Genomic DNA, 13,709 nt, shown 5'->3' with positions numbered 1-13,709 from the left:
CTGCAAGCGAAGCAGGATGCGAGAGCGAAGCAGGGCGAAGGTAGCGCCCAGGGAGGGGTTTACAGCGCCTCATCGACGGTCCGGCGCTCCGGGGCCTGCCGACGGATCAGCTGAGAGCGATATCTGCGAGGCCGCTCTGCTCGTGCCCCCGGTTCCGTCGGGCGCAATATGCTAAGCTGTCGGCCCATTTTCCGAGCAGCGATGCCTTCCCCATGGACGACGTCACGGCGATCCTCGACCACCTGAATGCCGCCCAGCGCGAGGCGGTGAGCGCCCCTCAGGGCAATCTGCTGGTACTGGCCGGAGCCGGTTCCGGAAAGACCCGTGTGCTGGTGCATCGCATCGCCTGGCTGATGCAGGCCGAGGGCCTGTCGCCCTATGCGGTGCTCGCCGTGACCTTCACCAACAAGGCGGCGCGCGAGATGCGCACCCGCCTGGAGGCGCTGCTGGGCCTGTCGCTGCGCAACGTGTGGGTCGGCACCTTCCACGCCATCGCCCACCGCCTGCTACGCACCCACTGGCAGGATGCACGCCTGCCGCAGCACTTCCAGATCATCGATACCGACGACCAACTGCGCCTGATCAAGCGCCTGCTAAAGGATCACCGCATCGACGACGAGCGCTTCCCGCCACGCCAGGTGCAGTCGTTCATCAGCGGTTGCAAGGAGGAGGGGCTGCGTCCGCATCAGGTCGACGCGCACGGCGACGCCTATCTGGGGCAGATGGTGCAGCTCTACGAGCGCTATCAGCTCACCTGCGAGCGCGGCGGGTTGGTCGATTTCGGCGAGCTGCTGCTGCGCAGCCTGGAACTGCTGCGCGACAACCCGGCGCTGCTCGCTCACTATCGCGAGCGCTTCGCTCACGTGCTGGTCGACGAGTTCCAGGACACCAACACCCTGCAGTATGCCTGGCTCAAGCTGCTCACCGGCATGACCACGCCGATGACCGTGGTCGGCGACGACGACCAGTCGATCTACGGCTGGCGTGGCGCGCGGGTCGAGAACCTGCGCCGCTTCGAGCAGGAGTTTCCGGAAACGCAGACGGTGCGCCTGGAGCAGAATTACCGTTCCACCAGCGTCATCCTCGATGCCGCCAACGCCTTGATTCGTCACAATGCCGATCGACTGGGCAAGGCGTTGTGGACAGAGGGTGCCCATGGCGAGCCGATTTCCGTGTACTCGGGGTTCAACGATCTCGACGAGGCACGCTTCATCGTCGACACCATCAAGGAGAAGGTCGACGCCGGCTTCAACCGCCGCGAGGTGGCCATTCTCTACCGCTCCAACGCTCAGTCGCGAGTCATCGAGGAGACGCTGATCCGCCAGGGCATGCCCTATCGGATCTACGGCGGCCAGCGCTTCTACGAGCGCCTGGAGATCAAGAACGCCCTGGCCTACCTGCGCCTGCTGCTCAACCGCGATGACGACGCTTCCCTGGAGCGCATCGTCAACGTGCCCGCGCGCGGCATCGGCACCCGCACCGTGGAGCAGGTGCGCATGCTTGCCCGTGAGAGCGGCGTGTCGCTGTGGCAGGCGTTGCATGACGGCCTGGCCCAGGGGGCATTCAAAGGGCGAGCCGGAACGGCGCTCACGGCGTTCGCCGATCTCGTCGAGGCGCTCGACAATGCCACTGCCGGCATGACCTTGGGCGAGATGGTTTCCCACGTCATCGAGCGCTCGGGGCTGATCGCCCATCATCACAGCGAGAAGGGCGAGAAGGGCCAGGCTCGTGTCGAGAACCTCGAGGAGCTGGTCAATGCCGCTCGCGCCTTCACCCAGGGCGAAGCGCTCGATCCGCCCGAGGTGGGCGAGGGCAGCGTGGCGCTGGAGAACTTCCTGGCCGAAGCGGCGCTCAACGCCGGCGATCACGAGGCCGACGAGTTCGAGGATGGCGTGCAGCTGATGACCCTGCATTCGGCCAAGGGGCTGGAGTTTCCGGTGGTGTTCATCGCCGGCGTCGAGGAGGGGCTCTTCCCGCACAAGATGTCGCTGGAAGAGCCGGGGCGTCTCGAGGAGGAGCGCCGCCTCTGCTACGTAGGCCTGACCCGGGCGATGAAGAAGCTCTACCTCACCCATGCCGAGATCCGCCGCTTGCACGGCAAGGAGACCTACCAGCGGCCGTCGCGTTTCTTGCGCGAGATTCCCGAGGAGTTCCTCGAGGAAGTCCGCCTGCGCGGCCAGGTGTCGCGGCCGGTTACCGTCACTCGTCCGGCGGTGGGGCTGTCGCGTCAGACCTCGGTGGATGGCGGCGCCGACCTGCCGAGTCTGAGCCTGGGCCAGCGCGTCAGTCACCCGGTGTTCGGCGAGGGTGTGATCCTCAATGCCGAGGGCGAGGGGCAGCGCGCCCGGGTGCAGGTGAGTTTCGAGGGCGAGGGGGAAAAGTGGCTGGTGCTGGGATTTGCCAAGCTCACCCCTCTGTAGGAAGACAGGTACGTTTATTGGCAAGTCCGTTGGTCGGCTTGCCGGCTAATTCGGCCTTGCCGCATACTCTGGGGCGGACACGTCGCGTGATCGCACGCGGATCAGAACAATTCACCCGGAGTCATGCCCGCCATGCAACGCCGTCACTTTCTCAAGAACACCCTCAAAACCGCCGGCTTGGGTGCTGCCGGTATCGCCGCCGCTCCTTTCGTTTCCACTGCCAAGGCCCAGGAAACCATCACCTGGGACATGGTCACCTCTTGGCCGAAGAACTTTCCCGCCCTGGGTACCGGCGCCAACGATTTCGCCGCACGCATCGAGCGGCTCTCGGCCGGTCGCATGCGGGTCCGCGTGCACGGTGCCGGCGAGATGGTACCCGCGCTGGAGGTCTTCGATGCCGTCGCGGCCGGCACTGCCGAGATGGGGCACTCCGCCTCCTACTACTGGCGTGGCAAGGTGGCCGCGTCACAGTTCTTCACCGCCGTCCCCTTCGGCATGAACACGACCGAGACCAACGCCTGGCTCTACCATGGCGGCGGTCAGGAACTGTGGGACGAGGTCTACGCCAAGCACAACCTCAAGCCCTTCCCGGTGGGCAACACCGGTACGCAGATGGCCGGTTGGTTCAAGAAGGAAATCAATTCGCTGGAGGACATGGAAGGCCTCAAGCTACGTTTGCCCGGGCTCGCCGGCGAGGCGATGAACCGCATCGGCGTGACCACCGTCAACATGCCGGGCTCGGAGATATTCACCTCCCTGCAGACCGGCGTGCTGGATGCTGCCGACTGGGTGGGGCCTTACAACGATCTGGCGTTCGGCCTGCACGAGGTAGCCGACTACTACTACACTTCGGCCTGGAACGAACCCTCGGCGATTCTCGAAGGCACCGTCAACCTGGATGCCTGGAACGAACTGCCCGACGACCTCAAGGCGGTGGTCACCGAAGCGGCGCGTGCCTCCAATCTGGCGATGATCAGCGAGTTCGCCTTCCGCAACGCTCAGGCACTGGATACGCTGGTCGACGAGCATGGCGTACAGTTGAGGAGCTTCCCGGATGACGTCATGGCGGCACTCCACGAGGCTTCGAAGGAGGTCATCCAGGAGCAGGTGGACGACGATGCCGACTCGGCCAAGGTCTACGAGTCCTACATCGCCTTCCAGCAGCTGGTGCGTCGCTTCAGCGACGTCGGCGAGTTCGCTTATCTCAAGGCTCGCGAGCAAGTGGGCGCTTGAGCGGCGCCACCATCGGCCGCATGACAGGGGCGCCTCACGGCGCCCCTGTCATTGGTGGACGTTGCGGTACACGGAACGGATGCGACCGTTGTCGTCGAGGGCAACCATCACGAATTGCGCCTCGGTGACTTTGTTGAGCTCGTCGGAGTCGCGCTCGTGGGGCGAGCGAATCCAGACTTCCACGTCGATCTTGATCGAGCTGTGGCCGATATCGCGCACGCGGGTGAAGATGTTGACCGTGGACCCGACTCGAACGGGACACAGGAAATCCATGCCCTCGATGGCTACGGTGGCGGTGCGGCCAAGCGCTTCGCGGCCGGCGGCCAGTTCGGCGGCCTGGTCCATGTGGCGTACCAACCAGCCACCCGGAATGTCGCCATAGAGGTTGGTGTCCTGGCGGCTGGCCAGCAGTTTCAGCGTCAGTTGCCCCTGTGGGGCGGGTACATCATCGAGGTCTGTCATGAGGTGTCGCAAGCTCGGCTTGTTGTTGTGGATGACGGTACTCGGCTGCCGCGTTGCGATGCAGCGTGGGCGCCTGGTGCGCCATCTTATACGCCTTGGGCATTCGGGCTCCAGCCTGGCGGCCCTGCTGACCGTTGGCCTGCTGTTCGCTACCCCGCTGCGAGCCGAGCCGGTGGGTACGCTGGGCACCATGGGCTCCGACACCCTGGCAGGGTTGATGCTGCGCTGGGGCGAGCAGCTCACCGAACGCCATCCTGGCATTCGCCTGCAGCTGCAGGCCAGCGGTTCGGCCAGTGCGCCTCCCGCTCTCACCGCGGGGACCACGCGCCTGGGGCCCATGTCACGGCCCATGCGCGAAGCCGAGCGCGAGGCGTTCATCGCCCGTCATGGCTATCCGCCGGTAGAAATCGAGATCGCTCGCGATGCCCTGACGGTGGTGGTGCATCGCCACCATCCTCTGACAGCGCTCGACCGCCAGACGCTGGATGCCATCTTCTCGCGCACGCGCCACTGCGGCGCCGAGAGTGCCATCACCCGCTGGTCGCAGTTGGGAGTCGATGCGCCCCCGGGTCGCATCGAACTGCACGGCCGCAACCTGGCCTCCGGCACCTATGGCCTGTTTCGCGAGAGGGCCCTGTGCGGGGGGGAGTATCGCCGTGCGCTCAACGAGCATCCCGGCTCGGCGGCGGTGGTGGCAGCCGTGGGCGAAACGCGCAGCGCCATCGGCTATGCTGGACTCAATCACCTCACGGCGTCGGTCAAGGCGCTGGCCTTGGTGGACGATAACGGCGTTCGTCATCGGCCCACCGTCGAGGCGGTACGCCGTGGCGACTATCCGTTGAGCCGTTCGCTCTACCTCTATCTCAACCTGCCGCCGGATGGCACCTTACCCGCAGTGGAGCGAGCCTTCCTGGATCTGGTGCTGTCGCCGGCTGGCCAGGCCAGTGTCGGCTCGCTGGGCTTCGTGACGCTGCCCGAGGCAAGGCTGGCCAGCCAGCGCCGTCGCCTGGGGCTGGCACCGCTAGCCGACGACTGAGCCTGTCACTCATCTGTCATCAAGGTGTCTTACGCTGTAGCGCATGATCGACCGTTTCCCCGTTTCGTTGCCTCGCACCCGCCGGCGTCACCTGCGCGACCGCCTGGCCACCGCCATGATCACCGCCGGTGGCATCGGCGTGATCCTGGCCGTGCTGGCCATCGGGCTCTTCCTGGCAGTGGAGGCCTTACCCGCCCTGCTGGGGGGTGGGCTGGAAATCGACAGGATTCGGGCGACCTTGACACCGATCGCCTGGGGTACCCTGAAAGCGGCATTTTGGGCACTGCTCTTCGCCATTCCGCTGGCGCTGGGGGCGGCGATGCATTCGGCACTGTTCATGTCGCCGCGGCTGCGGACTCGGCTAAAGCCGACCCTGGAGCTGATGGAGGCGCTACCTGGGGTGGTCATCGGCTTCGTTGCCGGTCTGGTGTTGGCTCCCTGGGTGGAGCGACATCTCCCCGAGGCGCTGACGCTGTTGCTGATATTGCCGCCGGCCGGACTCCTGGCCGGTGCGTTATGGCGCTGGCTGCCGACCGGCGTGCGCTGCTGGCTGCCATTGAGCTGGGCCGGGCTGTGGCTGGTGCCATGGCTCATTGCCCTGAGCTGGGTAGCGATGATCGTGGCGCCGGCTCTGGAGGCCCTGCTGTTCGGAGGCGACCTGCGCGGCTGGCTGGATGCCGAGCTGGGGCTGCACTATGCAGCGCGCAACGCGCTGATCGTCGGACTCGCCATGGGGTTTGCCGTGCTGCCCAGCGTCTACGCTCTGGCCGAAGAGGCGCTGGCCGGCGTGCCGGCGAGCCTGGCCGAGGGCGCCCAGGCACTGGGTGCGACACGCTGGCAGGCATTGTGGCGCGTGGTGTTGCCGGCAGCGTCGCCGGGGATCTTCGCAGCGGTGATGATCGGCGCCGGCCGCGCCGTGGGCGAGACCATGATCGTGTTGCTGGCCAGTGGCAATAGCGCCCTGATGAGCGCCAGCCCTCTGGAAGGCATGCGCTCGATGGCGGCGAGTATCGCCATCGAGCTGCCCGAGGCCACGCCGGGCAGCCCGGATTATCGTCTGCTGCTGTTGGCAGCGTTGGTGCTGTTCGTCTTCACCTTCCTCGTCAATACGCTGGCCGAGCTGGTGCGCACGCGGTTGCGCCGTCGCTATCGTCGAATGGGTGGTACGGCATGACTCTCGCTGAACGGATCCGCCGTTCCCGGCCTGTCAACGAAGGCGCCGGCGCCTGGTTGGCCGCCGGAAGCGTGGCGCTGTCGCTGCTGATGCTCGGCGGCTTGCTGTTGCTGATCGCCGTGCGGGGCCTGGGACACTTCTGGCCGGCTTCGGTGGCATTGGTGGAACTCGAGGACGGTCGCCAGTTGGCCGGCCAGGCCGTGCGTGAGCTGCCGCTGCCCGATGGGCAAGGACGCGAACGCCTCTACTTCACCGGCAATCGCGATCTGGATGGCGGAGTCTGGGCGTGGCTACCGGTGGAGGAGATCGCCGCGCAGCGTCATCCCGCCGATCTGGTGGTGCTCGAGCGGCAGCGCTGGGGCGATTTCATCGGCCGACTGGTGGCCGTCGAGCCGCGCGAAACCGAGGATGCGCCTGGGCAGTCCGATCCGGAGGGCGCGTGGATGCAGTTGCAGGCACGGCTGGCGGAGCTGGAAACGCTACGGGAAGCGCGAGAGACTCTCGAGCGCGAAACGATCCGCCCCTTGGCGCGTCGGCTCGAAGACGATCCCGACAACGTCGAAGCGCGCCAGGCCCTGGAAGCCGCGACGGCAAGGGTGACTCGCCAGACTGCGGCGATGGAGGAGACCACGCTGGTGCTGGAGAGCGTCGCCGGCGATCGGTTTCGTCAGCCGCTCGATGCAGTGCTGGCGGCCAGCCGGCCCAACGCCATGTCGACGGGCGAGAAGCTGGGCGCCTGGACGCAGGGGGTGTGGCGCTTTCTCTCCGAAGGCCCCCGCGCCGCCAACAGCGCCGGCGGCGTGTGGCCGGCGATCTTCGGTACCGTGCTGATGGTGATGCTGATGTCGTTGCTGGTGACCCCATTCGGGGTGCTGGCAGCCTTCTACCTCAACGAAGTGGCCCATCAGGGGCGCCTGACGCGCTTGGTGCGCATCGCCGTGCGCAACCTGGCTGGGGTACCTTCCATCGTCTATGGCGTGTTCGGGCTCGGGGTGTTCGTTTACGGCATCGGTGGCACTCTCGACGACTGGTTCTTCGGCGACAGCCTTCCGTCGCCCACCTTCGGTACCGGTGGCCTGCTGTGGGCCTCGCTGACGCTGGCGCTGCTCACCCTGCCGGTGGTGATCGTGGCCACCGAAGAGGGGTTGGCGCGCATTCCCGACCACCAGCGGGAAGGCGCACTGGCGTTGGGCGCCACCCGCCTGGAAATGCTCACCCGGGTGGTATTGCCCATGGCGGTGCCGGCCATGCTCACTGGGGTGATCCTCGCCGTCGCTCGGGCCGCCGGCGAAGTGGCGCCGCTAATGCTGGTCGGCGTGGCCAAGCTGGCCCCACAGATACCGGTGGACGGCGACTTCCCCTTCCTGCATCTTGACCGCAAGTTCATGCACCTCGGCTATCACGTCTACGACACCGCCTTCCACGGCGATGACGTCCAGGCGGCGATGCCACTGGTATTTGCCACGGCGCTGTTGCTGGTACTGGTGATTCTGGTGCTTAACCTGACTGCAATATTTCTGCGCCATCATGTCGGGTCGCGCCATGCCATGACGGCGCCTTGATGGGGATAGAGGGGATGGTGAATCCGCCAGTCATCGACTTCCCGCGCGAGGCGAGCTGCTTCGACATCGCGGGCTTGAGCCTCGCCTACGGCGATACACCGGCGCTCGAGGGATTGACCCTGCGCGTTCCGCGCCATCGGGTGACGGCCTTCATCGGGCCTTCGGGATGCGGCAAGTCGACGCTGCTGCGGGCACTCAACCGGTTGCACGACCTCGACGAGACGGTGACGCAACGCGGCACGATTCGCTTCGAGGGGCAGGACATCCATGCCCCCGAGGTGGCGGTGGATGAGCTGCGTCGCCAGGTGGGCATGGTGTTCCAGATGCCCAATCCCTTTCCCATGTCGATCTACGACAACGTGGCCTTCGGGTTGCGCCTGCAGGGCGGGCTGACCCGGCGGCAACGCGACGACGTCGTCGAGTGGGCGCTCGGTGCTGCGGCGTTATGGGATGAAGTGAAGGATCGCCTGGGGGATTCGGCCTGGTCGCTCTCCGGCGGCCAGCAGCAGCGCCTGGTGATCGCCCGCACCCTGGCAGTGAAGCCGTCGGTGCTGCTGCTCGACGAGCCGGCCTCGGCGCTCGACCCTATCTCGACGCTCAAGATCGAAGATCTGATCCGTAGCCTCAAGGGCCAGCTCACTCTGGTGCTGGTCACCCACAACATGCAGCAGGCGGCGCGGGTTTCCGACTATACCGCTTTCCTGCAGCAGGGTCGGCTGGTGGAGTATGCGCCCACCGACACCCTGTTCACCAACCCGCGCCTGGCGCACACCGAGAACTACATCACCGGCCGCATTGCCTGACGTCTACAGGATCGGTCGGCGGCACCCCGAGGAGGTTCCGATGGACATCACCAGTGAAACCCATAGCCAGCACATCTCTCGCCAGTTCAACCAGGAGCTGGAGGAGCTCAAGACCCACCTGATGACCATGGGAGGCCTGGTGGAACAGCAGGTCCAGCAGGCCATCCAGGCGCTGCTTGACGGTGACAGCCGCCTGGCCGAGGAGGTCAGCGAGGGCGACCATCAGGTCAACGAAATGCAGCTCAAGATCGACGACGAATGCACCCGCGTGTTGGCCCGACGTCAGCCGGCGGCTTCCGACCTGCGCCTGGTGCTGGCGGTGATTCGTGCCACCGCCGACCTGGAGCGCATCGGCGACGAGGCGAGCAAGATCGCGCGCAACGCCTTGACCCTGATCGAGAGCGGCAACGGCGTGCGCGGCCTGGTGGAAGTTCGCCACATCAGCGAACACGTGCGCAAGATGCTGCGCGATGCGCTGACCGCCTTCGCCCGCTTCGATACCGAGTTGGCATTGCAGGTGGTGCACGAGGACGATGCGGTGGACGACGAATACGGCAGCGCCATGCGCTCGCTGATGACCTTCATGATGGAGGACAGTCGCGCCATCGGCCCGGTGCTCAGCGTGATGTGGATCCTGCGTGCCCTGGAGAGGGTGGGCGACCATGCCGACAACCTGGCCGAGTACGTCATCTACCTGGTCAAAGGCCTGGACATTCGTCACATGGACCCCGACCAACTCGACGAGAGCGCGCTGAAGCGCAAGGGGTGAGACGAGCGGGCGTCGGTCCTAGTCACGCAACTGACTGGGGCTGATACCGAACCGCTGCTTGAACGCCGTGGCGAAGTTGGCCGTGCTGGCATAGCCCGCCAGCTCCGCTGCGGTGTCCAGTTCCATCCCCTCGTGCTCCAATGCCTGGCGGGCCCGCCTCAGGCGGCGGTGGCGTAGGTACGTGCCCAGGCTCTCGCCGCAATGGCGGCGAAACTGACGCTGCAAGGTGCTCAGGCTCATGGCCAGCCGTTCGGCGAGCTGGGATTGCGTGCAGCCGTCGGCCTCGCCGCTGTCGATCAACTCCTTCAATCGCCGCATGCGGCGATCCTCGCTCTGACCGAGGGGGACTCGATGACGATCCATCGTCGGTGCATCCCCGCCGTGGCTCGCCAGGGCCTCGCCCAGCATGGTCAGGGCCAGCGCTTCCGTCATGAGACGACCCGACAGCCCTCCGGCACTCAGGCCACCCCGCCGAATGACACGTCGCGCCTGCACGGCAAGCGTGGAAGAGGGGCGCCAGGCCTGCAGCTTCAGGTGCGTGCCGCGAGCCGGCATGCCGTTGCTGGCGAGCCACTCCTCGCTCAGCGTCATGGTCAGCGTGCACTCATGACGCCCTACCCATCCTTGGCGGTGAAATAGCTCCGCCGATTCCAGCGGTACCATGATCGCCTGCGGACTGCCGGGCGCCGCCTGGGGCCCCAGGTGCAGGGGCCGGTCGGCAAAGCTCACCTCGGCTTGACCGTCAAGCACCCAGGCCAGCTTGAGGCCGGGGCGCAACTCGGCCTCGCTCTGCAGGTCGTAGCGATCCTTGACGTTGGCCAGGCGCAGGAACATGCCGGGCTGGATCTGGCAGAGCTCCATGCTCCCCTCGAGCAGTGGCGAGCGGCGATCCCAGTGGGGCGCGTGCAGCGCGTAGTGCGAGGAAAGGCGAGGCGAGAGCGCATGGAGCCGGGTCGCGTCGATCATGCAGCACCCTCCGAATCATGCCGTATTTGCAAAGCCGATCTGCACGTTTTGCAAAGGCCGAATGGCGTGGATGGGGGCGATAATGCGCGTCATGTCAAACAAATGCAATGTATTATCATTGACATTCATCGAAGAGATTCGGAAGACGACCATGAACGCAGCAGATATCCACGACCGTGCCGGTGTGCCGATAGTGCTCATCGGCGCCCTTTCCATGACGATTCTCCCCAATCTGGCCAGCGCCCAGCAGAGCGAGGCGCGACTCGAGACGCTCACGGTGGCGGGCAACCGGCTGTATGACATGCTGCCCTCGGAGGTCACGGGCGGCTATGCCGTGGATGCCGCCACCGTGGGCACAAGAACGCCGGCATCGCTGCGCGACATCCCGCAATCGGTGACCGTGCTGTCACGCGACTACCTGTCGGACCGGCAGTTCGTGACCCTCGACCAAGCCGCCAAGTACACGCCGGGCCTGCGCACGCTGGCCAATGACGACGGTCGCTCGTCGATCTTCTCGCGTGGCTATGAGTACAACGAATACAACGTCGACGGCCTGCCGGCGCCGATGTCGAGCCTGTGGGGGACTTTGCCGTCGATGGCCGCGCTCGACCGGGTCGAGATCATGCGTGGCCCGTCGGGGTTGTTCAACAGCACCAGCGAACTGGGCGGCATCGTCAACATGGTGCGCAAGCGTCCCACCGATACTTTCAGCGGGGCCTTGACCGGGCGCTACGGCAGCTGGAACCAGCGCTACCTGGAAGCGGACCTGGGTGGGCCGCTCGATGCCGAGGGGCGAGTGCGCGGGCGCGTCGACCTCGCCCTGGCCGATCGCGACAGCTTCGTCGACGTCAAGGAGAACCGCAACGAGAGCTTCTACGGCACGCTGGACGTCGACCTCAGCGATGCCACGACCCTGTCGGTGGCCTGGTGGCGCCAGGACAAGGAGATGGTGCCCGGCAATGGCCTGCCGGCCTGGTCGGACGGCACGCTGCTCGACGTGCCGCGCTCGACCTTCCTGGGCGCCGACTGGAACCGTTTCGAAGGCAGCATGGACGACGCCTTCCTCGAGCTGACCCACCGCTTCGCCAACGGCGGGCACGGCCGGATAGCGGCGCGCGGTTCCTGGCGCGATGCCGATCTCGCCTATGCCTACAGCGCCAGCGGGGCAGACGCCAACGGCGACGTCGGCATGGCCGCCATCGGTCGTACCTTCTCGCAGGATACGCTGGCGGTGGATGCCAGCTACAGCCAGCCGTTCGCGGTCCTGGGTGGCATCAGCGAATTCGTGGTGGGCAGCGATTTCAAGCGCTATGACACCGACTATCGTGCCTGGGCCCTGCGCAACCTGGGGACGTCCAACGTCTTCGACCACGATCCGAGCGCCATCGTCCGTCCGGGTCAGGACTACACCACTGCCAATCGGGAGTCCGAGCGCGAAGCGGGTGTCTACTCCAAGCTGACTCTGCGGCCCGTGGCTTCGCTGGCGCTGATCGGCGGGGCGCGCCTGAGCTGGTACGACGTCGACAGCGAAGCCACCACCCTGGCGACCGGCAGGACCCGCCGCGACGAGCAGTCGCTGGATGCCGAGGTGACGCCCTATGCCGGCGCGGTGTGGGACATCGATGACGCCCATTCGCTGTATGCCAGCTATTCGGAGGTCTTCCAGCCGCAGTCGGCACTCGACGAGCAAGGCGACCTGCTCGAACCGCGCCAAGGGCGGCAGTACGAAGCCGGCATCAAGGGCAGCTATCGCGACGGGGCGTTGAATGCTCGCCTCACCCTCTTTCAGCTCACCGACGAGAATCGCGCCACGACGCCCTACGATGAGAACGGGGCACCGATTTCCGCCTATCAGGTGGCCAGCGGCGAGACGCGCATCCGCGGTGGCGAGCTGGAGCTAGGCGGCGAATTGATGCCTGGCTGGCAGTGGCTGGCCGGTTACACCTATCTCGATACCGAGACTCTCTCCGGTGACGAGGAAGCTCTGTTCGCCATCATGCCACGCCATCACTTCACGCTGTGGAACCGTTACGACTTCGGCGGTGCGCTGTCGGGATGGCGCGTGGGGGCCGGCCTCAATGCCATGAGCGAGTTCGCCTTCGAGCGCGGCGGTACGCGGGTCGAGGCACCGGGCTATGGCGTGGTCGACGCCATGGTCGGCTACGACTTCAACGAGTCGTTGAGCGCCACCCTCAACGTCAACAACCTCCTCGACAAGACGTACTACGCGCGCATCGCCACTCCGGCCACCTTCAACTTCTACGGCGAGTCGCGCAGCGTCGTGGCGGGCATTCGCTACACCTTCTGATCTCGGAGCGGTCATGCAACGCATCATCGGATGGCTCGTCGGGTGGATGGGGATGGGCCTGCTGTGCGGTCAGGCTCTGGCCCAGGGCGGTCCGGCGCAGTGGGAGCTGACTCTGACGAGCCCGCAGACCGGCCGCGACTACTGGATCCAGATCTCGCTGCCGGCCGGCGAGGCGCCGGCAGAAGGCTACCCGGTGCTCTACGTGCTGGACGGCAACATCCGCTTTCCACTGCTCGCGGCGGCACGCCAGACCCTGAGCCGCCAGGGCATGCAGCGGGAGGGCATGCCCTGGGTCATCGTTGGGATCGGCTATCCGGGCGTCGCCGATCTCGATGTCGCAGCGCGGGCCGAGGACCTGACGCCCCCGGCGCCGGACATGAGCGAGACCGGTGACCCGGGGCAGCGGCCGCAGGGCGGTGCCGAGCGTTTCCTGGATTTCATCGAGGACACCCTCGAGCCGGAACTGGCGCAGTGCTTGCCTTTGAGCGAGCGTCGCAAGGCCCTGCTCGGCCACTCCTACGGCGGCCTGTTCACGCTATATACGCTGTTCACCCGGCCTCAGGCGTTCACCGACTACCTGGCGATCAGCCCTTCGATTTGGTGGAACGACCGCTATCTGCTCGAGGTCATGGCGGCGCAGGCGGAGCATTCCGCTCCACCCGCGACATCGCCACGCCTGCTGATCGCCGTGGGGGGACTGGAGCAGTCGGTGCGCCCCGGCGAGGAGGGCAGCGAGCGGGCCAGGCGGCGCGAGTCCAACGCCATGATCGACAATGCGCGGACGCTTGCCGAATCGTTGCCCGAAGCGCTGCCCTGGGTCGAGACGCAGTTCGTGGTCTTCGACGGCGAGGATCACGGTAGCGTCATGTGGCCGGCCAGCCGTCATGCCCTGGAATTCCTCGGCGTCGTGCCGTGTCGAAAGGTGTGCCAGCCGGCGGGATATCGCCCCCGAGGACGGGGCCTTGCGTCGCCGTGA

At 66.2% G+C, this 13,709-nt stretch carries 11 protein-coding genes; 9 read left to right on the top strand and 2 right to left on the bottom strand.

Features of this window, described 5'->3' with window-relative positions; all coding sequences use genetic code 11:
* The first annotated feature begins 212 nt into the window (after positions 1-212).
* Together uvrD and BLP96_RS02210 are read left to right on the top strand one after the other, a co-directional pair.
* Positions 213-2,420: a DNA helicase II gene (gene uvrD, locus BLP96_RS02215; protein WP_089682658.1), complete on the top strand. Its 2,208-nt coding sequence runs from the start codon at positions 213-215 to the stop codon at positions 2,418-2,420.
* A 132-nt stretch (positions 2,421-2,552) separates the two neighbouring features.
* Positions 2,553-3,653, top strand: a complete 1,101-nt coding sequence (locus BLP96_RS02210) for a TRAP transporter substrate-binding protein (RefSeq protein WP_089682656.1) — start codon at positions 2,553-2,555, stop codon at positions 3,651-3,653.
* 48 nt (positions 3,654-3,701) lie between these two features.
* Here the strand turns inward: BLP96_RS02210 and BLP96_RS02205 are convergent, their stop codons facing one another.
* The gene (locus BLP96_RS02205; RefSeq protein ID WP_176761433.1) at positions 3,702-4,115 is read right to left on the bottom strand and encodes an acyl-CoA thioesterase; all 414 of its coding nucleotides are present in this window, start codon (positions 4,113-4,115) and stop codon (positions 3,702-3,704) included.
* On the opposite strand from BLP96_RS02205, the gene BLP96_RS02200 reads away from it, so the two are divergent.
* Genes BLP96_RS02200 through phoU form a run of 5 tightly spaced genes read left to right on the top strand, consistent with a single transcriptional unit; the run spans position 4,114 to position 9,459 of the window.
* The gene (locus tag BLP96_RS02200) at positions 4,114-5,151 is read left to right on the top strand and encodes a PstS family phosphate ABC transporter substrate-binding protein (protein ID WP_245682134.1); all 1,038 of its coding nucleotides are present in this window, start codon (positions 4,114-4,116) and stop codon (positions 5,149-5,151) included. The two genes, BLP96_RS02205 and BLP96_RS02200, sit on opposite strands and share 2 nt — an antisense overlap.
* A gap of 43 nt (positions 5,152-5,194) precedes the next feature.
* Positions 5,195-6,325, top strand: a complete 1,131-nt coding sequence (locus tag BLP96_RS02195; protein WP_089682652.1) for an ABC transporter permease subunit — start codon at positions 5,195-5,197, stop codon at positions 6,323-6,325.
* Complete coding sequence (pstA, locus tag BLP96_RS02190) at positions 6,322-7,887, top strand: phosphate ABC transporter permease PstA (RefSeq protein ID WP_089682650.1); 1,566 nt, start codon at positions 6,322-6,324, stop codon at positions 7,885-7,887. The genes BLP96_RS02195 and pstA overlap by 4 nt, the downstream gene beginning before the upstream one ends.
* A 14-nt stretch (positions 7,888-7,901) precedes the next feature.
* Positions 7,902-8,690, top strand: a complete 789-nt coding sequence (gene pstB, locus BLP96_RS02185; protein WP_245682133.1) for a phosphate ABC transporter ATP-binding protein PstB — start codon at positions 7,902-7,904, stop codon at positions 8,688-8,690.
* A 40-nt stretch (positions 8,691-8,730) separates the two neighbouring features.
* Positions 8,731-9,459 carry a phosphate signaling complex protein PhoU gene (gene phoU / locus BLP96_RS02180; RefSeq protein ID WP_089682646.1) on the top strand — a complete coding sequence of 243 codons (729 nt, stop codon included), beginning with the start codon at positions 8,731-8,733 and terminating at the stop codon, positions 9,457-9,459.
* Positions 9,460-9,477: 18 nt separating this feature from the next.
* Here the strand turns inward: phoU and BLP96_RS02175 are convergent, their stop codons facing one another.
* The gene (locus BLP96_RS02175) at positions 9,478-10,425 is read right to left on the bottom strand and encodes a helix-turn-helix transcriptional regulator (protein ID WP_089682644.1); all 948 of its coding nucleotides are present in this window, start codon (positions 10,423-10,425) and stop codon (positions 9,478-9,480) included.
* Positions 10,426-10,576: 151 nt separating this feature from the next.
* On the opposite strand from BLP96_RS02175, the gene BLP96_RS02170 reads away from it, so the two are divergent.
* Entirely contained in the window at positions 10,577-12,733 is a 2,157-nt protein-coding gene (locus BLP96_RS02170; RefSeq protein ID WP_089682642.1) for a TonB-dependent siderophore receptor, read from the top strand.
* A 13-nt stretch (positions 12,734-12,746) separates the two neighbouring features.
* Entirely contained in the window at positions 12,747-13,709 is a 963-nt protein-coding gene (locus BLP96_RS02165; protein WP_089682641.1) for an alpha/beta hydrolase, read from the top strand.

This window comes from Billgrantia gudaonensis (assembly GCF_900100195.1).
Classification (GTDB): domain Bacteria; phylum Pseudomonadota; class Gammaproteobacteria; order Pseudomonadales; family Halomonadaceae; genus Halomonas; species Halomonas gudaonensis.
This window is presented reverse-complemented; position numbering and strand designations above follow the sequence as displayed.